Source organism: Acinetobacter lactucae (genome assembly GCF_001605885.1).
GTDB classification, from domain to species: Bacteria; Pseudomonadota; Gammaproteobacteria; order Pseudomonadales; family Moraxellaceae; genus Acinetobacter; species Acinetobacter lactucae.
Genome location: NZ_LRPE01000039.1, coordinates 20,258 through 39,549, shown reverse-complemented (window position 1 = coordinate 39,549; position 19,292 = coordinate 20,258). Strand labels below are relative to the sequence as shown.

At 39.3% G+C, this 19,292-nt stretch carries 15 protein-coding genes and 3 tRNA genes; 12 read left to right on the top strand and 6 right to left on the bottom strand.

All coding sequences use genetic code 11. The features are described from left to right. The first annotated feature begins 10 nt into the window (after nt 1–10). The 3 genes from AWW73_RS16105 (at nt 11) to AWW73_RS16095 (ending at nt 3,086) form a co-directional block, all read left to right on the top strand. Entirely contained in the window at nt 11–1,018 is a 1,008-nt protein-coding gene (locus AWW73_RS16105) for a DNA-directed RNA polymerase subunit alpha (RefSeq protein ID WP_002116730.1), read from the top strand. A gap of 18 nt (nt 1,019–1,036) precedes the next feature. After that, nucleotides 1,037–1,414 (top strand): 50S ribosomal protein L17, encoded by a 378-nt coding sequence (gene rplQ / locus AWW73_RS16100; RefSeq protein ID WP_002049717.1) that lies wholly within the window; start codon nt 1,037–1,039, stop codon nt 1,412–1,414. A 181-nt stretch (nt 1,415–1,595) separates the two neighbouring features. Continuing rightward, on the top strand, nt 1,596–3,086 hold the full coding sequence (locus AWW73_RS16095; RefSeq protein ID WP_062850164.1) for a flavin-containing monooxygenase: 1,491 nt from the start codon (nt 1,596–1,598) through the stop codon (nt 3,084–3,086). Between the two features lie 50 nt (nt 3,087–3,136). Here AWW73_RS16095 and AWW73_RS16090 read toward each other — a convergent pair whose 3' ends face one another. Then, nucleotides 3,137–4,309, bottom strand: coding sequence for an acyl-CoA dehydrogenase family protein (locus tag AWW73_RS16090; protein ID WP_016143559.1), 1,173 nt, complete (start codon nt 4,307–4,309; stop codon nt 3,137–3,139). A 188-nt stretch (nt 4,310–4,497) separates the two neighbouring features. Between AWW73_RS16090 and AWW73_RS16085 the strand changes: the two genes are divergently transcribed. From AWW73_RS16085 to AWW73_RS16065, 5 genes are all read left to right on the top strand, one after another. Beyond that, the gene (locus tag AWW73_RS16085; RefSeq protein WP_016143558.1) at nt 4,498–4,755 is read left to right on the top strand and encodes an FAD assembly factor SdhE; all 258 of its coding nucleotides are present in this window, start codon (nt 4,498–4,500) and stop codon (nt 4,753–4,755) included. A 6-nt stretch (nt 4,756–4,761) separates the two neighbouring features. Beyond that, on the top strand, nt 4,762–5,151 hold the full coding sequence (locus AWW73_RS16080; RefSeq protein WP_062850163.1) for a hypothetical protein: 390 nt from the start codon (nt 4,762–4,764) through the stop codon (nt 5,149–5,151). Between the two features lie 766 nt (nt 5,152–5,917). After that, the gene (locus AWW73_RS16075) at nt 5,918–7,006 is read left to right on the top strand and encodes a hypothetical protein (RefSeq protein ID WP_014207738.1); all 1,089 of its coding nucleotides are present in this window, start codon (nt 5,918–5,920) and stop codon (nt 7,004–7,006) included. 84 nt (nt 7,007–7,090) lie between these two features. Next, nucleotides 7,091–7,666, top strand: a complete 576-nt coding sequence (gene rrtA, locus AWW73_RS16070; RefSeq protein ID WP_031949421.1) for a rhombosortase — start codon at nt 7,091–7,093, stop codon at nt 7,664–7,666. Nucleotides 7,667–7,845: 179 nt separating this feature from the next. After that, on the top strand, nt 7,846–10,041 hold the full coding sequence (locus tag AWW73_RS16065) for a TRAP transporter large permease subunit (RefSeq protein WP_062850162.1): 2,196 nt from the start codon (nt 7,846–7,848) through the stop codon (nt 10,039–10,041). A gap of 164 nt (nt 10,042–10,205) precedes the next feature. On the opposite strand, the gene AWW73_RS16060 is transcribed toward AWW73_RS16065, so the two are convergent. The 4 genes from AWW73_RS16060 to rnr all read right to left on the bottom strand — a co-directional run bounded on the left by AWW73_RS16060 (nt 10,206) and on the right by rnr (nt 15,505). Continuing rightward, nucleotides 10,206–10,637 (bottom strand): hypothetical protein, encoded by a 432-nt coding sequence (locus AWW73_RS16060; protein WP_062850161.1) that lies wholly within the window; start codon nt 10,635–10,637, stop codon nt 10,206–10,208. A gap of 11 nt (nt 10,638–10,648) precedes the next feature. Next, nucleotides 10,649–10,858 (bottom strand): YheV family putative zinc ribbon protein, encoded by a 210-nt coding sequence (locus AWW73_RS16055; RefSeq protein WP_016142985.1) that lies wholly within the window; start codon nt 10,856–10,858, stop codon nt 10,649–10,651. 40 nt (nt 10,859–10,898) lie between these two features. Next, on the bottom strand, nt 10,899–12,953 hold the full coding sequence (locus tag AWW73_RS16050) for a M3 family metallopeptidase (RefSeq protein ID WP_062850160.1): 2,055 nt from the start codon (nt 12,951–12,953) through the stop codon (nt 10,899–10,901). A gap of 134 nt (nt 12,954–13,087) precedes the next feature. After that, nucleotides 13,088–15,505, bottom strand: a complete 2,418-nt coding sequence (rnr, locus tag AWW73_RS16045) for a ribonuclease R (protein WP_062850159.1) — start codon at nt 15,503–15,505, stop codon at nt 13,088–13,090. Between the two features lie 261 nt (nt 15,506–15,766). Here rnr and AWW73_RS16040 point away from each other — a divergent pair. From AWW73_RS16040 to AWW73_RS16025, 4 genes are all read left to right on the top strand, one after another. Continuing rightward, nucleotides 15,767–15,857, top strand: a tRNA-Ser gene (locus AWW73_RS16040). Nucleotides 15,858–15,867: 10 nt separating this feature from the next. After that, nucleotides 15,868–15,944: transfer RNA gene (locus AWW73_RS16035), tRNA-Arg, on the top strand. Between the two features lie 39 nt (nt 15,945–15,983). After that, nucleotides 15,984–16,060, top strand: a tRNA-Arg gene (locus AWW73_RS16030). A 106-nt stretch (nt 16,061–16,166) separates the two neighbouring features. Beyond that, nucleotides 16,167–16,760 (top strand): HAD-IB family hydrolase, encoded by a 594-nt coding sequence (locus AWW73_RS16025; RefSeq protein ID WP_062850158.1) that lies wholly within the window; start codon nt 16,167–16,169, stop codon nt 16,758–16,760. 63 nt (nt 16,761–16,823) lie between these two features. Here AWW73_RS16025 and AWW73_RS16020 read toward each other — a convergent pair whose 3' ends face one another. Next, entirely contained in the window at nt 16,824–19,055 is a 2,232-nt protein-coding gene (locus AWW73_RS16020; RefSeq protein WP_062850157.1) for a beta strand repeat-containing protein, read from the bottom strand. Nucleotides 19,056–19,292 lie beyond the last annotated feature (237 nt).

The following is a 19,292-nucleotide window of genomic DNA, read 5'->3' as shown; positions in this document are numbered from 1 at the left end:
GGTAGCAATAATGACGCGTACTGCAAACGAGTTTCTAACTCCGCAAGCGATCAAGGTCGAAGCGGTAAGCGGGACCTCGGCAAAAGTGATTCTAGAACCTTTAGAGCGTGGTTTTGGCCATACTCTAGGTAATGCTTTACGTCGCATTCTATTGTCTTCTTTACCTGGCGCTGCTGTGGTTGAAGTAGAGATAGAAGGTGTCGAGCACGAGTACAGTACTTTAGAAGGCTTGCAGCAGGACATCGTCGAGCTCTTGCTGAACCTAAAAGGATTGTCTATTAAGCTGTTCGATCAAAATGAAGCATATTTAACATTAGAAAAACAAGGTCCTGGCGATATTACTGCTGCTGACCTTCGTTTACCTCATAATGTTGAAGTGGTTAACCCAGAACATTTAATCGGTACTTTAAGTGCTTCAGGCTCATTAAAAATGCGCTTGAAAGTTGCTCAAGGTCGTGGTTATGAAACATCTGATTCTCGTTTCCCTGAAGGTGAAACACGCCCTGTTGGTCGTTTGCAATTAGATGCTTCTTATAGCCCGATTAAACGTGTTTCTTACACCGTTGAAAATGCGCGTGTAGAACAACGTACTGATTTAGATAAACTGGTAATCGACCTTGAAACAAATGGAACGGTGGATCCTGAAGAAGCAATCCGTAAAGCGGCAACAATCTTGCAACAACAAATTGCAATTTTTGTTGATCTTCAGAAAGACCAAACTCCAGTTGCTCAAGAGCCTCGTGAAGAAGTTGACCCAATCTTGCTTCGCCCAGTAGATGATCTAGAGCTTACTGTTCGTTCTGCTAACTGTTTGAAAGCAGAAAATATTTACTACATTGGTGATCTTGTTCAACGTACTGAAGTTGAGTTGTTAAAAACTCCTAACCTTGGTAAAAAATCGTTAACAGAGATCAAAGATGTTTTGGCATCGAAAGGCTTACAACTCGGTATGCGTCTTGAAAACTGGCCACCAGCTAGTCTTCGTATGGACGACCGTTTTGCCTATCGTAGCCGTTAATTAAGTAGGACTATCACCATGCGTCATCGTAATAGTGGTGTGAAATTAGGCCGTACAAGCAGCCATCGTAAAGCGATGTTCCAAAACTTGGCTAATTCTTTATTTGAACACGAGTTGATCAAAACAACTGTTCCTAAAGCTAAAGAATTACGTCGTGTTGCTGAGCCTTTAATCACTCTAGCAAAAAACGATACTGTAGCAAATCGTCGTTTAGCATTTGCTCGTACTCGTAATGCTGCAACTGTTGGTAAATTATTTACCGTACTCGGCCCTCGTTACAAAGAACGTAACGGCGGTTATCTACGTGTTCTTAAAGCGGGCTTCCGTGCTGGTGATGCAGCACCGATGGCTTACGTTGAGCTTGTAGATCGTGAAGTGAACACTTCAGCTGAATAATTGATTTTATTCAAGAAAGACCGGTTTTATACCGGTCTTTTTTATTTCTAGTCACAAAATAAATTATAAAAATGTCCTCAAGTGACATAAAAAAGTAGATAAACGGTCAAACTTGACATTGTGTATTGTCAAAATTGTGTTTTAATAAACTTATATTCTCAACAATGGGTATAAAAATAAAATGGAAAAGCAAGTTGATATTTTAATCATTGGCGCAGGTATTTCAGGAATTGGAGTTGCTGCCCATTTGTCAAAAAATTCTCCACAGCGACAATTCGAGATTTTAGAGCGTCGTGAGTCTTTTGGTGGAACATGGGATCTTTTTCGCTACCCTGGTATTCGTTCAGATTCAGATATGTCTACCTTTGGTTTTAACTTTAAACCATGGTGTAAAGCGAATGTATTAGCTGATGGTGCTTCTATTAAAGGGTATTTAGGTGAAGTAATTGATGAATTTAAATTAAAAGAAAAAATTCATTTTGGTCATCGGGTACTTTCTGCTAATTATGATTCAGCTTCAAAAAAATGGCAGGTTGTAGTTGAAGATAGCAATAAAAAACAGCAGACTTGGATTGCCAACTTTGTTGTAGGGTGTACAGGTTACTACAACTATGACCAGGGCTATGCGCCTTCTTTCCCAAATCAAGAAGCATTTAAAGGGCAACTAATTCACCCACAGCATTGGCCTGAAAACTTAGATTACGCGGGTAAAAAGGTGGTTATTATTGGTAGTGGTGCAACAGCGATTACTTTAGTTCCAGCAATGGCTAAAGGTGGGGCAGGTCATGTGACCATGTTGCAGCGTTCACCAACGTATATTGCTAGCGTTCCTTCTATCGATTTCATCTATGAAAAAACGCGTAAATTTATGTCTGAAGAAGCAGCTTATAAATTTACCCGTGCTCGCAACATTGGTATGCAACGTGCTATTTATGCGTTATCTCAAAAACATCCTAAAACGGTACGTCGTTTGCTCTTAAAAGCAATTGAGGTACAACTTAAAGGTAAGGTTGATATGAAGCATTTTACGCCTTCATATAATCCTTGGGATCAGCGTTTATGTGTAGTGCCAGATGGTGACTTGTTTAAGATTTTACGTGAAGGCAAAGCAAGTGTAGAAACTGATCAGATTGAGAAATTTACCGAAAAAGGTGTTTTGCTTAAATCTGGCAAACATCTTGACGCTGACATCATTGTTTCTGCAACAGGGCTACAAGTTCAGATTATGGGTGGAGTTCAGGCTACTCTTGATGGGAAACCAATCAACTCATCTGAACATATGCTTTATAACGGCATAATGCTCAGTGATGTGCCAAATATGGCGATGATAATTGGTTATGTGAATGCATCATGGACACTTAAAGTGGATATCGCTGCCGAATATATTTGTCGCTTATTAAACTATATGGACAAAAATAGTTATGATGAAGTGATTCCATCGGGTGATAAGACGGTGATGGAAGAAGATACCGTAATGGGTAAACTATCTTCAGGTTATATCAATCGTGCAGCACATGAACTTCCTAAACAAGGTAAGCGTGCTCCATGGCAGGTGACTAATAACTATTTAGAAGATAGAAAGTCCCTAAAAAATGCAAAATTTGAAGATGGGATTCTTCATTTTCATAAGCGTTCTGAAGCGAATGAGCGTAAACCCAAATTAGTATCTTAAGCCATATTAAATAAGAAAAGGGGCGTAATGCCCCTTTTCTTATGAAGGTATCAAAGTGTTCTTGAAATTAATTCTTTCATGATTTCATTTGTACCTGCATAAATTCGATTTGCTCGATGATCTATGTAGGCACGCGCAATTGGATATTCAAGCATATAGCCATAACCACCATGTAATTGAAGACATTCATCTACAATCTTCGAGAACATGTCAGAAATTTTATATTTAGCAGCTGCGGCGGCTTCGACACTCAACTTCTCTTCAAGTTGTAATTCCATACAACGATCTAGATAAGTACGACAGAAATCGATTTCTGTTCTAAGTTCAGCAAGTTTAAAGCGTGTATTCTGAAATGCGCCTATAGGTTTACCAAAAGCCTTACGATCTTTTGTATATTGAACGGTATGTGCAAATGCTGCTTCAGCACCTGCCTGACAAATAATAGCAACTAACATTCGTTCCCATGCTAATTCTTTCATGAGCATGATAAAGCCCATACCTTCCATGCCTAAAAGATTTTCTTTAGGAACACGAACGTTATCAAAGAATAATTCGCAAGTATCTTGGCCTTTCATACCAATTTTGTTGAGAGGTTTACCTTTACTAAAACCAGCACGGTCTGCTTCCACAATAATTAAGGATAAGTTCGCCGAACCTTTATCACTATTACCAGTCTTACAAACGACTACGGCCATATCGCATAAGTAGCCATTTGTAATAAAAATCTTAGAACCATTAATGACATATTCGTCACCATCAAGAACCGCTGTGGTTCTTACCGCTTGTAAATCTGAACCGGTGCCCGGTTCTGTCATGGCAATAGCAGTCACCACTTCTCCAGTGGCCATTTTCGGTAACCATTTTTGTTTTTGCTCTTCATTACCAAAATTGTTAACGTAATTAGCAACAATGTCGGAATGCAAAGAAAAGCCCGTACTAGAGTCCATCGCATACGCTTGTTCTTCTATAAGAATCATACTGTATAGACGATCTACCCCAGAACCGCCATATTGCTCTGGCATTGTGGTGCAAAGAAGACCTAATTCGCCAGCTTTATTCCAAAGATCTCGGTCAACATGTTGCTGTTTCTCATATTTTTCTATATTGGGAACTACTTCCTTTTCATAGAATTTGCGCACTGTCTCACGGAAGGCTTCGTGTTCCTCATTGAATAATTGTCTCGGTAGCATATTTGGAATAGGACGGATGGCACCAGATTGCATTTGTATTTCTTCCTTGGTTCAGGTGTGATGTTATATCCTAAACATACGGAAGCATTTCATCCCGAACAATGTGATGAATGCTCAATTATGAGTACAATATGATAAATTTGGTCAATTTGATATTTTTAGCGATCTTTAGGATGTGATCAGGTAAACTAGGCGCACTATCAACGCAGATGGGGACGTAAATGTCTGACGAAATGACCTTGGAAGAACGTAAAGTAATTTATCGAGCACGCCGCGGCTTAAAAGAAATTGACGTCTATTTTGACCCGTATGTAAAAAACTATTATTTAAAAGCTGCTCCAGCAGAAAAAGCATTATTTGCAGAGTTAGTTGATCAAGAAGATCCAGATTTATTAGATTGGTTCATGGAAGTTTCTGAGCCTCCACGTACTGAGTTACGTGAATTTATTTATAAATTAAAACAGTATGTACATGGCTAAACTGTTTTGATAAAAGAATTAAATTTTGAGCTGAAATATAGCCGTGTCTCGGTAATATTTCAGCTTTTTATTGGTTTGGGTTTAGCAATCTTGCTTTATCAATTATTAATGCCGATATGGTGGCTATGTGCTGTCATTTTTATATTTATTGGTTTTATTTTCTTTTTAAAGCAAACACAAATATCTCAAATTGAATATTTAGATCAAAAATTATGGTCGGTTGCATATTACTCGGAAAAAGAAATTTACCGTGCGGAAATTAGAAAAATAATTGATTATCAGATGTTTGTAGTGATTTATTTTGAAGGGGCATCTGCGAAAGCAACAACTGTTTGGTTCGATCAGCTTTCTATTGAGCAGTGGAAAAGATTAAAAGTTTTAGAAAAACTCTATTAATTGTTAGACAATTCTACAATTGTATATTTATTTAAAAATTATAAAAAACAAAAACTTAATTATTTTTTTATTCCTTGAGCTTAGGATTGTCTAATTAAAATATAGAAAAAAGCCAAGGAAAGACAATTGTCTGACAATTTCACCTATGGGTATCTATTTGATCGGTTAAAGTACAAACACCAACGTAAAGTGTGTCGGAGGTCTCAAAATGGAGATGCCAACATGGTCGTTCTTGGTCATTGCCATAATTTTGGCAGTGGTAGTAGGAAGAGCAGGAACTTTACTCAGGGAATATCTTAACAGAGTTAATATTAACAAAGTTAAGAGACAGAGGATGCAAGGTCGTCGATCAGTCAATTATTAAAATTGGTTAATCGATTAATTTCATCAAGTGTCCAGTAACTGGGTGCGATTGTAGTAAGGAGGTCTCTCATGGAGATTTCAATGTGGATGTTTCTGTTAATTGCAGTAGTTATGGCTGTAGTAGTAGGAAGAGCAGGAACTTTACTTAAGGATTATATAGAACAAAAATAATATAAGCCGTTAAAAGCTTGTCCCAGTTAATAAGTAGCATGTGCTGAACCGTCGCAATGCTACTTTTTTTTGCCTAAAATTTCTGTTTCCTTGAAAAACTGTCAATTTTATCTGCTGTGAAGTGTGTCAAAGTATAAGCGCTACAATTAGAGTAATTACTCTTTTATTCAAGATATGCATCTGCTAATGTACATCTGAAAAGGAAAAAACAAATTACATAGAGGACAGGAAGATGTCTAAAGTCCAAAAAATAAGCCAAGGTTTGGCGGTGAGTTTTCTTGCAGCTTCAGTTTTATCAGGTTGTTCATACGTCGTGAAAACCGGAGCAAATGTTGCTCTAGGTTTTACGGAAAAGCACGTCGTTCCGCCTATTCTGGCAATGCAAGATGCTGAAATGGTTTGTAATACTGGTAGTGCTTTAACACCAGCAATCATGTCTACTAAAGGTATGGGCGCAGATCCAACACGTGTTGCGGTATTAATGTATGCTGCTTCAGGCGTATGTGCGGAAAATCAAGCATTAGAACAGGAATTGCGTTATTTGCGTGCCTCAAAAGCTGGTCAAGTGACAGAAGCCCAAGATGCACGTATTGCCCAAAAGCGTTGGGCGGCAATTGCTGCTGAACGTCAATATACGGGTTATAAGTTGTTTGCTGATCGGTGGGAATCTAAATATAAATATCACTTAGGTGATTCTTGCCCAACAATGCGTAATGATACTGATCAAACTGTTTATTTACTTGGAATGATCAGTGGTCTTCAAGCTGTAACCAACGATATTAACTCAGGTGGTGCAGTCAATGTCCCTAAAGATATCGCTGCTATTGTAGAGCGTGGCATGGTTTGTCTAGATAATGAAAAATTCTGGGGTGCACCTAACGCAACTCGTGCAGTTATCTGGACCTTATTGCCAGGTGCTGATGAAGGAAAGCCTGATCCATACCAAACTTTAAAACAGTCAATTCAGATTGGTGAGAAAAAAGGTGTTCGCCTATCTCATGCTTTATATGCGGTAGCTGCCCAAGCAAGCGGTGATGATGCAAAAATCCGTGATGCGTTAAGATCTTATGCAGCGTCTCAAGCTGATGACAAACCTGTCAATCCCAACTTTAAGTTAATCGATAGCATGGCTGGCCTTATTGTACGTGGTATCTCTGACCGTTATTGGACTGAGCATACTGGTGTACGTACCGGAGATGATGGGATGTCTCATTTCTGGGATGATAAGAATGAAGGTGCCGCAGAGCTAGATGAGTTGTTTGATGGGGGAGCGGCATCTGAAGTTCCTGCTGATTCATCTGCTCCACCAGCAGCGCAGTAAAGAATATTTGAAAGACTAACTTCTTGCGAGTCTATTGTTAAGTTCTACAATAATCGTAAGAAGTTTAATTTCAAGGAGTGTGCCATGAAGGATCATGTACTGAATAGTAAAGTGCTTTTGGTCGCAGTGTGCATTTCCATATCTGCTTGTCTACAGGTGTTTCCTGATATTTTTATTTATTGGCGCGAAAGTTTACTTGGTGAATTCTGGCGTTTATGGACTGCTCATTGGGTACACGTGGGATGGGTTCATTTCCTTTTAAATATGATGGCATTCGCCTGTTTACCCTTTATCTTTCCGCATACAAAAGCATGGCATCTTTTAAGCCTACTTTTGCTGTTGCCACCTTTTATTAGTTTGATGTTTTATTTTTATTTACCTTATATCGAAGCGTATGCAGGGCTATCTGGCGTCTTACATGGGCTATATACAGCGGTTGCTTTAGTTTATCTGCAATATCGTAAAGAACGTAATTTCGCTTTGTTGGTACTAGGTTTAATCGTAGCCAAACTCATATGGGAAAATACATTCGGCCAAACAGGAACTGCCCAGTTAATAGGGAGCCCTGTTTTAACTGAAGCCCATTTATATGGAGCGATAGGTGGAGCAATTTTTGGAGGATGCTATTGGCTTTTCCAGAGATTAAAAAAGAAACATTGACAATACAAACTGTTAAAAAAGAGATTTTAGTCATTCTTTATTAACAAAGTTTGATGCAAATTTGATCGTTGAATAAAGGGATTGGTAGAAGGGGGATGGATTTAACCCCTGACCAAGAAAAATTGCATGACTCAATTCTTTAATTTTTAGGGACTTGAGAGAACAAAATTGGAATATTTATGCAAGAACATCAAGAAAAAAGATCTGGATTAGGTCTACTGGGTTATATCTGGAACGAATGGATCTCAACATTCGTTATCCTTATTCTGCTATTAATGACTCTGATAATTGGTACCGGGGAAATGATCCACGGACAGTTATTACGTATCGGGGAGCGTCTTTATGGTGACCCTGCTACAGGTATGCAATATTCTTTTTTGCGTGCTGAACCTGAAAAGCCGACTTGTGATCGACATCCAAATATCGAGGCTCAAGTAAAAGAACAAATGAAAGCGAATGCGTCTGATGATTTCGCAAGTTTCTTTGGTGCAGCGTCAGAAAGTGATGTCCGTGCATCGCTACTCGCAGCGCAGCAACAATGTGATGAAAAATATCAGGCATATGATAAAACCATAAAATATATCGAAGCTAACCCAGGGGTACGTACTTACCGTGCTATCGAGACAGGTTTCTTTGGTATTTTTAAATTCGGTACAGAAAATCGCGCAATTTTACTCATCTTTATGGTTCTAATTTCTGCGATTACAGCATCGTTGAAATTTCATCATATTGGCTTGCGTAATCCAGCTACAAAAATAGATTACAAAGTTTATTCCATCTTCATGGTGATTGGTAATGCTTTACTAAGTACCTCTGTAATTAGTCAGTATCGTTCAGTCATTAATTCCGGGGTAACACCTACCTATGAAACGGTGACTATTTACTGGATCTGGATGATTTTATTTGTTGTCCTGACCTTAATTAGTCTTTACCAATTGTTTGTTTCACCTCCACCAAAACGTGAAGGCGGTAATATTGGCTTAGCCTTACTATGTGTGCCTTTATATGCTTACATGGCTGTGATTACGGGCGTAGCGTTCACGTTCTTCATGGATTACCCAATGGGACAAGGGATTTACCTTGGTTTATTGGTTGAGTTCTCAGGTATTTTCTTAAACCTTGCCTTATTTATTTGGGCAGGTATGCTTTTGACTCAAACACGCGTTATGGACTTGTTCCTTAATGTACTTCGTCCATGGAACTTGGCGCCAGAAACCTTAACTTGGTTAATTCTAATTGCTGCTGCTGTACCAACAGCCTATACAGGTGCATCCGGTATCTTCGTTATTGCAGCAGGTGCAATTATTTATAAAGAAGTCTGGAATGCGGGTGCTCGCCGTCAATATGCTTTGGCTGTGTCTGCAATGTCAGGTTCTTTAGGGGTAGTTGTACGTCCATGTCTACTGGTTGTTTTAATTGCAATGCTTGATAGCCGTCATGTCACGTCGGATGAGCTATTTGGTCATGGTATCTATGTATTTTGGTTAACTGCATTTATTTTCTTGGGTGTTTCATTACTTTTGGCTGAAGAAAAATTCCGTGTGAATTCACCAAAAGTTGCGATTCCAGGCATGATGCGTGCATTTGTACCCGTAATTCCATACATTTTAATTACTGTTGTTGTTCTTGCGATTTATAAATATGCACTAGACACAGGAATGAACGAATTTACTGCACCAGTAATTTTGCCATTAGTTCTGATCGCAATGATCCTATATGACAAATTGGTCTCTACAAAAGAAGCTCCTGCAATCAATATTCATGAGGCGATTGTTCGTGAACACGAACAGAAATCACCATTCCTACGTGCCCATGATCCGCATAGCTCTCAATTCCGTCTCGGTTTTGGTGGAGCACTTCGTTTTGCGACTTTAGAAACTGTAGGTCATATTGGTGCTCTGATTATCTTGATGGCCCTGTCTGCAAGTGTAGGTGGTTTAATTGAACGCTCTGAAGTGGTTGAATTATTGCCGACTCATTTGGGCAGTATCTATATCTCACTTGCATGTATTGCGCTATTACTTGCCATTATTGGTATGTGTACAGATCCATTTGGTGCTGTAATTTTAGTTGCTGCAACCATTGCGCCTGTGGCATACGAAAATGGTATTCATCCAATTCATTTCTGGATGATTGTATTAGTTGCATTCGAGTTTGGCTATGTAACACCACCAGTTGCCTTGAACCATTTACTCACGCGGTTGTCCGTTGGAGATGATGAAGTGAATGCTGCTGATGCAGAAGCGAAAGAGAAATATACAAGCTTCTACTTCCGGTATGAGCGCTGGTTGCTACCAATTATTGTCTTGTTCTCATCACTAGTATTGGTTACTTATGTGCCATATGTATTTAAGTTATTCGATTGGTATAAATAACTGAAATCAAATTATCGGTTATACAAAAAGCCTTCCTAAATGGAGGGCTTTTTTAATAAGTGGATTGAGTAAATTTAGAAACAGGTAATTAGTACTATTTTAAAATCCAAATAAAAAAAGCTAAAGATAGATGACTTTAGCTTTTTTAAGAGTTTACTCAAAAACTATTGCTGTTTGAGCTGAGCTTCAAGCAATTTAACTTGTTCTTCTTTGAGTTTAGTTAATTGATCAGCATCAGCATGCTGAGCTTTTAAGGTTGCTTCCTGATCTTTTAACTGGCGATGAATATCTTCAAGTTTAGATACTTCTTCCTTCGCTAAAGACTCTTGGGCTGGTACTGGTTCTTTAAGCACATTTTCACTGACAAGTTGCTGAGAGCTTGCATTTTCAGCTAAGGGTTCAGAACTTGGTAGTGGATCGGTCGGTTTCAGTTTAGCAGGAGCGGGTGTTGAGACAGGTTGTGGATCAACCAGTGGTGCTGACGACTCGGTTTTTTTAAAAAACCATTGCGCTGCAAAAAAAAGCACTACGAGAATGCTTAAGCCCCCAATTAAAATCCATAATAATTTTGAGTTTTGTTTTCTTTGTAGTGGCATGTTTAAGACCTTTAGTCGGGACGACGTGGCTTGAACTGTATTACCCCAATTTCATCAGGTATAGCAGGTGTTTCAGGCTCATCCACATGAGTCGGACGATTTTCGCTATAACCGCATTCGATACATTCAATCCATTCGTCTTCTGCGGTGGTTAGCATGACAATTCGATCCATGGCTTCACATTTTGGACATTTTGCTCCAGCAATGAAACGTTTTTTCATCTTTATCACCCTAACCACACGATCAATTTAGGCCCATAGTTTAAGCGGTTTTGTTGTCATTCGTCCAACCTTGATGACGTAACAGCGCGTCAATTTTAGGCTCGCGCCCACGGAAATTAACAAATGCCTCAAGCGCAGTGTCTTTTCCACCCACAGCTAGAATTGCCTGACGGAATTCTTTACCCGTTTGAGTGTTAAAAATGCCTTCATTTTCAAAACGATCAAATGCATCACTTGCTAAAACTTCTGCCCATTTGTAAGAGTAATAACCTGCGGCATAACCGCCAGCAAAAATATGACTAAAACTATGTTGGAAACGGTTGTAGTCGACAGTAGGAACGACCGCATATTGCTTACGAATATCATTTAATGTTTGCTGAATTTGCTCACTGTTCAGGGCAGGTGTTTTGGTGTGAATGGTCAAGTCAAACAACGCAAATTCAAGCTGACGCAAAGTTTGCATACCAGATTGGAAGAATCGGGCATTTAATAAAGCATCCAGTAATTCTTGTGGCAAAGTTTGTTTACTATCGATGTGTTCACTTAGTACATCGAGGCTTTCTTTATCCCATGACCAGAACTCCATAAACTGGCTTGGTAGCTCTACTGCATCCCAAGCAACACCGTGCGTTCCTGCAACCGAGATATTATCTACTTCGGTCAACATATGATGTAAACCATGTCCAAACTCGTGGAACAAAGTAATCACTTCGTCATGAGTCAATAAAGCAGGTTGGTCACCTACTGGAGGAGTGAAATTACACACCATGTAGCAAATTGGTTTTTGTAAACCATGAAGTGTTTGCATGCGCGAACGGAAACCATTCATCCATGCGCCGCCACGTTTACCTGTACGTGCATAGATGTCAAAGAAGAAGCCACCAATCACTTGGCCTTGGTCTTCTAATTCAAAATAGCGTGCATCTGGATGCCAAACAGGTGTTTGTCTTTCAATAATGTTAATGCCGTATAGACGCTGCACAATCTGGAATAATCCCTGAATAACTTTAGGTGCAGGAAAATAAGGTTTTAATGCTTCTTGAGATAAGTTGAATTGTTGCTGTTTAAGCTTTTCAGAATAGTAAGTTGTATCCCAAGGTTTAAGTTCATCAACACCATCTTGTTTGGCAATTTCTTGAAGTTCGGCAACTTCTTGAAGCGCAGGAGCACGCGCATGCTCTGCTAGGTCAACCAAAAAATCATGTACTGTTTTTACGTCTGGTGCCATTTTGCTTGCCAGAGAATATTCAGCATAGTTATTGAAACCAAGTAGTTTCGCCATTTCCTGACGAAGACTCAAAATTTCTTCCATAATTTTGCTGTTATCAAACTCAGTTTGTTCAGACTGATCAGATGCACGAGTTACATAAGCTCTATAAAGCTCTTCACGCAATGCACGGTCATCGGCATAAGTCATGATTGCAAAATATGCTGGAAAATCTAGGGTTGCTACAGCTTGATCAAGTTCACGTTGTTTGCCGTACTGTTTTAATAATTCAATATTACTTTCTGGAAGACCTTTTAGCTGATCTTCGGTAAGTGGCTTAAAGTAAGCTTGTGTTGCATCAAGTACGTGATTTGAAAAATCAGAAGAAAGCTGTGAAAGACGCGCAGAAATCTCTGCATAACGTTTTTTCTCTTCACCCTCTAAGGCTACACCAGAAAGTTTAAAGTCACGTAAAGCTAGGCGAATCGCACTTTGTTGGGCTGGGCTAAGCGACGTATAGCCTTGACCATCATGGATGTGTTGATAAGTTTGATAAAGCGCCGTATGTTGACCAAGCTGAGTGTAATATTCACTCAATGCTGGTAATAAGGATTGATAAACTTCTCTCGTTTCTGAATTACTCATTACTGCATTTAAGTGCGATAGAACACCCCATGATTCACTTAGATTATTTTCAAGCGTATCGACTTGCTCAAGTACGGCAAGTTGCTGAGCTGTATCTATAGGTGCGGCTGTAAGTGTATTTAAAAACTCTTGTCCAGCTTGAATTGCTTGCTGAATATCCTGTTTTAAATTTTCTAATTTGATTTGATCAAAATGAGGAGTTGGTAAAGTCGCTTGCTGTAAAGTCATTGCTAATAGCCACATTATTTTTTAAACATAGTATTAGATGTAGGTCCTCTGAAGTCGGAAATCAAGCTTAATCTGTAAAATAACCCTTTTAAAAAGAAATAAGCCTCCTATTGGAGACTTATTACTAAAACGTGATAATTATTTACTCATTATTCAGCCTTTGATTTTGCATTCGACTTTTTCTTTTTAGGCTTCGATTTTTTCTTCACCTTCTCTGGTTTAGTCTCAGCTTTTGCTGAGGTTTTTTTACCAGATTTTTTGGTGTAAGAACTTGGCTTGCTTTTTTCTTTCTTTTTGTGAACAGGTCTTTCACCATCACTGCTGACGGTTGGTTTACTAAAGACTTCTTCGTTAGCCTGTGCAGTTGTTTTAGTCGTGCGCGGTGCACGGCTACGAACTACTCGGCCTGCATGAGTTACTTGTTTAATCAGCTGGAAGTCAATTTTACGTTCTTCCAGATTGACGCCAGCAACCTGAATTTTAACTTCATCGCCTAAACCAAAGACTTGACCACGATTTTGACCTACTAGATTTTGACTCGCTTGGTCATAAATAAAGAAGTCATCGCCGAGTTGGCTAATATGAATCATGCCATCGACATATAGATCTTTCAGCGTCACAAACAAACCAAATTCGGTTACTGCACTCACAATACCTATAAACTCATCCCCTAAATGCTGTTGCATGTAGTGGCACTTCAACCAAGTCGTTACGCTGCGAGATGCTTCATCAGCACGACGCTCGGTTTGAGAGAAATGTTCACCTGCATCATCTAGTGCAGCACCAGAGAGTGGAAAAGGCTTTTGTTTGAGATGTGCTTTAATGGCACGGTGTAATAATAAATCTGGGTAGCGACGGATTGGCGAAGTAAAATGCGTATAAGCTTCATAAGCCAAACCATAGTGCCCTGCATTTTTAGCGCCATAATAAGCTTGCATCATTGAGCGTAATAAGACAGCATGAATGCTCGGTGCATCAATACGATCTTTAGTTGCCTCAATAACTCTTTGATAGTCTGCTTGAGTTGGCTGGTCAGGGAAGGGTAGACCCAGTAATTTTACAAAGTCTTTTACTTTTTGAATACGAGAGAACTCTGGCGCTTCGTGCACGCGATATAACATTGGAACATCATGTTCTAATGCATATTCAGCCGCAGCAACGTTAGCAAGCAACATACACTCTTCAATGAGCTTATGTGCTTCATTACGTGTACGTGGCAAAATTTCTTTAATCCCGCCTAGCTCATCAAAAGTCATGTAGGTTTCAATGGTTTCAAATTCCATTGCATGACGATCAGCACGTAAATTTTTCAAAATCTGATAAAGCTGGAAAAGCGTATTCAAAGATTTATGAACATCACGATCTTTTGGAATCGCATCTGTTGCGCCGTCAAAATATTGTGCTACCTGTGTATAGGTCAACCGTGCTTTTGAATGCATGACCGATGGATAAAAATCGTAACCTGTTACACGGCCTGTACGAGAGAGCTTCAAGTCACAGACCATACATAAACGGTCTACATGAGGGTTCAAAGAGCATAAGCCATTTGATAAAGCCTCTGGTAGCATCGGTAATACAAAGTGAGGGAAGTATACAGAAGTACCACGTTCCTCAGCTTCTTCATTGAGGGCTGAGTCTAAGCGTACATAATGGCTAACATCAGCAATCGCGACAACTACACGATAACCGCCACCTGGACGCTTTTCTGCATAAACCGCATCGTCAAAATCTCGAGCATCTTCACCATCGATCGTAACTAATGCTAAATCTCGTAAATCGATGCGGCCTTCACGATCTTGAGCGGAAGGCTCTTTAAAACTTTCAGCTTCTTTTATAACTTCATCTGGAAATTCGTAAGGTAAGCCAAACTCAAGAATAGTTTGTGGAATAATAATTTCTGTATCAGCTTTGTCGGCCATAGATTGAATAATATGCGCCGTCGCAAATTCTTCACGAGTCGGATAACTATCTATTGCGACACGTAGCATATCGCCAACATTTGCTTCAGCGTGGGTTACCAGTTCTTTTTCTAAGGGAATAGGTTGGTGCTGATTTGGATTGTTGGGTTGAATAAAATATTCGCCATCGTGAACTGACAATTTACCAATTAATTGTTTAACACGATGCTGTAAAACTTCTGTGATAAAACCCCAAGGTTTACCTTTACGGTCAACCGAAGTCTGGCGCACTCTAACTCGGTCACCATTAAATACTAAACGTAATTCGCGTTCAGGAAGTAAAAGATCAGTTTGACCATCAATATGTGCCGTACCTAAACCTTTACTATTAATGTAAACAGTTGCCTCATAGGTTGGTTGATCTGCCACCAACTGAAATTTAAAACCGTCTTTCATGATTTGGCCATCACGAACCATGGCACTTAAGCGGTGACTTAGAGCTTCAATACTTTTTTGGTCATGAATATTAAAATGATCGACAAGTTCTGCATGAGATTGCGGTGTCTGCAATTGTTCCAATGTATCTAAAATAAGAGTACGGCTTGGAATAGGATTGTCATAACGTTCAGCTTCAGCTTTTGCTTCGGGGTCAGCCCAGTTTTTTGTCATGTCGTTTGGTTTCACGCTTGGCAGATAAGTTTAGCATAAGTCATGCAGACCCGAACTGCACGTTTAGGTTTGCAATAATGTGTTATGCACTACAGTATTTTAATGAAGAAATAATATCTATCTTAACAAGCGTTTGATCGAAAAAGACGAAAATAATGAGAAAATTGCTTAAAAAATAATTCATTGAACTAAAAAACAAGAAAATTTCACTATGATGACTTGAACAATAGGGTTTTAGTTTGTATTATGGCGGCTCGTTCCGGTGAGGTGGATGAGTGGCTGAAATCACTTCCCTGCTAAGGAAGCATACCTATTACTGGTATCGAGGGTTCGAATCCCTCTCTCACCGCCATTTACTTAATGCGCTCATAGCTCAGCTGGATAGAGCACTTGGCTACGAACTAAGGGGTCGGGAGTTCGAATCTCTCTGAGCGCACCAAGTAAAATAGAACGAATCGCTGAAAGGCACACAAGTTACGCGCTCATAGCTCAGCTGGATAGAGCACTTGGCTACGAACTAAGGGGTCGGGAGTTCGAATCTCTCTGAGCGCACCAACTTGAAGAATTAACCGCTTTTATAGCGGTTTTTTTGTGCCTGCTTTTTAGTACTTTAAAAAAATCTAAATTTATAACTTTTTAATTATATTAGAGATAATCATAAATGAACTTAGCTTTATTTGACTTTGACGGCACGATCACTCACAGCGATACATTCAGCCTATTCCTTAAATTTTCTTTAAATAAAAAAGCTCAAATACTAGGTGGTATTCGACTTGCACCTTATATAGCGGGTTATAAGCTTGAATGGGTAACCGATAAAACTATTCGAACTAAACTCTGCCAAGTGGGATACGTGGGCTATGATGCGGATTCCCTAAAATATATAGGGCAAGAGTTTGCTAAAAATGTACTCCCTACCTGTGTGCGTCAAAATGCTTTAGAACGTATTCTTTGGCATAAACAACAAGGTGATCAGGTTGTTGTTGTATCTGCATCATTAGGCGTTTATCTAGAAAGCTGGTGCCAATCTTTAGATTTAGACGTTATATGTAATCAACTTGAAATACGTGATGGTATTTTGACAGGTGATTTTATTAATGGTGATTGTGGTTATTTAGAAAAAGTAAATAGAATAAAAAACAAATATGATTTAACTCAGTATTCTACAATTTATGCTTATGGTGATACACCTAATGATTATGCAATGTTAGAGCTGGCGCATAAGAAATATTATAGATGGGAAGAAATGAATTAATATTTAAAGATATATCAATAAATAAAGCCACTTGTAATAAGTGGCTTTATTTTACGACTTATATTAAACAGTATTGAAAGAGTTTTCTAAGAAGTTATCAGTAAGTAATGATGTAGGTACGATAGTATGCGTTGTATTAGTTACATTAGATACTGTAGACGTTACACCACCGAGTAAGCTGCCACCAGTTAATCCACCTAGTAAATTAGAGATAACATCTAATCCGCCTTCCCCAGTCACACCGCCCGTTAAGCTACCCACGATATCTGTTACGATGCCGATAGGGTTGTCTGTACCGCCAGTAACGCCACCAGTTAAGCCGCCTAGAAGGTCGGTCACTAAGCCAAGAGGACTATCACCATCTACGCTACCAGTTAAACCGCCAAGTAAATCAGTAACTAAGCCTAGTGAGCTATCTCCACCAGTAACTCCACCAATAGTTCCTGTCAATCCACCAATGATTTCTGTTACTAATCCAGTAGCAGTTGTTCCATTTGTAATAAGCGTATCGAGAATACCAGTAGCAGATTCGGTAGCACCTTGGATGTCACCACCAACTAAATCAGAAACAACTTCAAGTGCGCCGTTTACTGTGTCGCGAGAAGTTTCAAAAGTTAATGTGCCGAGGTCGGCAATTTCAGAAACAGGATGTTCTGCTTGTGGAAGAATACCAATGATTGTGTTAGCAACAGTGTCGATACCAGTGTTGATAATTTCAGTTTTTAAGCTTTCTACACCCTGAAGAATATCAATACCGCCTTGAACGACATCAATGACTGGAGAGATTGGAGAAGTTCCACCACCGATTCCGCCAGTTACACCACCAATGATGTCAGTGATTACCTCAAGTGGGTTTCCATCAACACCACCAGTTACACCACCGATGATGTCAGTAATTACCTCAAGTGGGTTTCCATCAACACCACCAGTTACACCACCGATAATGTCAGTAATTACTTCAAGTGGGTTACCGTCAACGCCACCAGTTACACCACCGATAATGTCAGTAATTACTTCAAGTGGGTTACCGTCAACGCCACCAGTTACACCACCAATAATGTCGGTTACCACGCCAAGTGGGCTATCACCACTTGTTGCGCCGCCGATAATGTTATTAATAATTCCAGTAGCAGTTGTGCCATTTGTAATCAGCGTATCGAGAATACCTGTTGCTGATTCAGTAGCCCCTTGAATGTCGCCACCAACTAAATCAGAAACAACTTCAAGAGCACCATTTACCGTGTCGCGTGAGGTTTCAAAGGTTAAAGTACCAAGATCTGCTAGGTCTGAAACTGGGTATTCAGTTTGTGGAAGAATACCAATAATAGTATCAGCAACAGTGTCGATACCAGTATTAATGATCTCAGTTTTTAAACTTTCTACCCCTTGTATAATATCAATGCCGCCTTGAACAACGTCAATAACTGGTGAGATTGGAGATGTGCCATCACCGATACCACCAGTTACACCACCGATAATGTCAGTAATTACTTCAAGCGGATTTCCGTCAACGCCACCAGTTACGCCGCCGATAATATCAGTAATTACTTCAAGCGGATTACCATCAACACCGCCAGTTACACCGCCAATAATATCGGTAATTACTTCGAGAGGGTTACCATCAACACCACCAGTTACACCGCCAACGACATCTGTAATGCTGCCGACAACCTCAGTAACAATACCAGTCGCAGTTGTGCCATTAGTGATTAATGTTTCAACGACACCAGTAGCAGACTCAGTTGCGCCTTGAATATCTCCACCCACTAGATCAGAAATAACTTCAAGCGTGCCATTTACTGTGTCACGAGAAGTTTCGAAAGTTAAAGTGCCAAGATCAGCAATTTCAGAAACAGGGTGTTCAGTTTGAGGAAGGACACCAATGATAGTATCCGCAACAGTTTCAATGCCAGTATTGATAATTTCAGTTTTTAGGCTTTCAACACCCTGAAGAATGTCGATACCACCTTGAACAACGTCAATAACTGGAGAAATTGGAGAAGTTCCAAGATCAATACCGCCAGTTACTCCGCCAATAATATTAGTTACTGTGTCTACAGGACTTGTAGAACCGATACTGCCAGTAACAGTACCAACGGTATCAGAAATAAGGCCCGTTGTGGTCGTAGTAAGGGTATTTGTTACTGTAGATAGAGTGTCTGAAAGTAAACCAGAGGTTGATATCTGACCCTCAACAGAAGAGCCGCCCGTTACAGTAGTGTTCACCGATATAATGTTGCCCAAGTCTTGAGTCACTTTTGATATCGAAGATACGAGATTTTTTAGTAAAAACATGTTGGTCTATTTCCTGTATAATTATGTATTTTTAAGTAAGTATTATTTATTGCGCGAGTTAATTAATGAGATGTGTATCTCAATAATTGCGATTTAGTATTGGTTAGATCTCAAAAGCTGTCAATGTGTATTTTTAGTCACATTTTTTGTTATTAAATAATATTTAAAGAAATAATAATTTATTTAATTTAGACATAAAAATAATAATAATTTTTATATTATATAATTTTAACTAAT

What these genes read in the sequence shown, in the direction of transcription:
- rplQ (WP_002049717.1), top strand. Translation starts at nt 1,037, where the DNA reads ATGCGTCATCGTAATAGTGGTGTGAAATTAGGCCGTACAAGCAGCCAT.
- rrtA (WP_031949421.1), top strand. Translation starts at nt 7,091, where the DNA reads ATGAAGGATCATGTACTGAATAGTAAAGTGCTTTTGGTCGCAGTGTGC.
- AWW73_RS16025 (WP_062850158.1), top strand. Translation starts at nt 16,167, where the DNA reads ATGAACTTAGCTTTATTTGACTTTGACGGCACGATCACTCACAGCGAT.
- AWW73_RS16060 (WP_062850161.1), bottom strand. Translation starts at nt 10,637, where the DNA reads ATGCCACTACAAAGAAAACAAAACTCAAAATTATTATGGATTTTAATT.
- AWW73_RS16095 (WP_062850164.1), top strand. Translation starts at nt 1,596, where the DNA reads ATGGAAAAGCAAGTTGATATTTTAATCATTGGCGCAGGTATTTCAGGA.
- rnr (WP_062850159.1), bottom strand. Translation starts at nt 15,505, where the DNA reads ATGACAAAAAACTGGGCTGACCCCGAAGCAAAAGCTGAAGCTGAACGT.
- AWW73_RS16105 (WP_002116730.1), top strand. Translation starts at nt 11, where the DNA reads ATGACGCGTACTGCAAACGAGTTTCTAACTCCGCAAGCGATCAAGGTC.
- AWW73_RS16085 (WP_016143558.1), top strand. Translation starts at nt 4,498, where the DNA reads ATGTCTGACGAAATGACCTTGGAAGAACGTAAAGTAATTTATCGAGCA.
- AWW73_RS16050 (WP_062850160.1), bottom strand. Translation starts at nt 12,953, where the DNA reads ATGTGGCTATTAGCAATGACTTTACAGCAAGCGACTTTACCAACTCCT.
- AWW73_RS16075 (WP_014207738.1), top strand. Translation starts at nt 5,918, where the DNA reads ATGTCTAAAGTCCAAAAAATAAGCCAAGGTTTGGCGGTGAGTTTTCTT.
- AWW73_RS16090 (WP_016143559.1), bottom strand. Translation starts at nt 4,309, where the DNA reads ATGCAATCTGGTGCCATCCGTCCTATTCCAAATATGCTACCGAGACAA.
- AWW73_RS16065 (WP_062850162.1), top strand. Translation starts at nt 7,846, where the DNA reads ATGCAAGAACATCAAGAAAAAAGATCTGGATTAGGTCTACTGGGTTAT.
- AWW73_RS16020 (WP_062850157.1), bottom strand. Translation starts at nt 19,055, where the DNA reads ATGTTTTTACTAAAAAATCTCGTATCTTCGATATCAAAAGTGACTCAA.
- AWW73_RS16055 (WP_016142985.1), bottom strand. Translation starts at nt 10,858, where the DNA reads ATGAAAAAACGTTTCATTGCTGGAGCAAAATGTCCAAAATGTGAAGCC.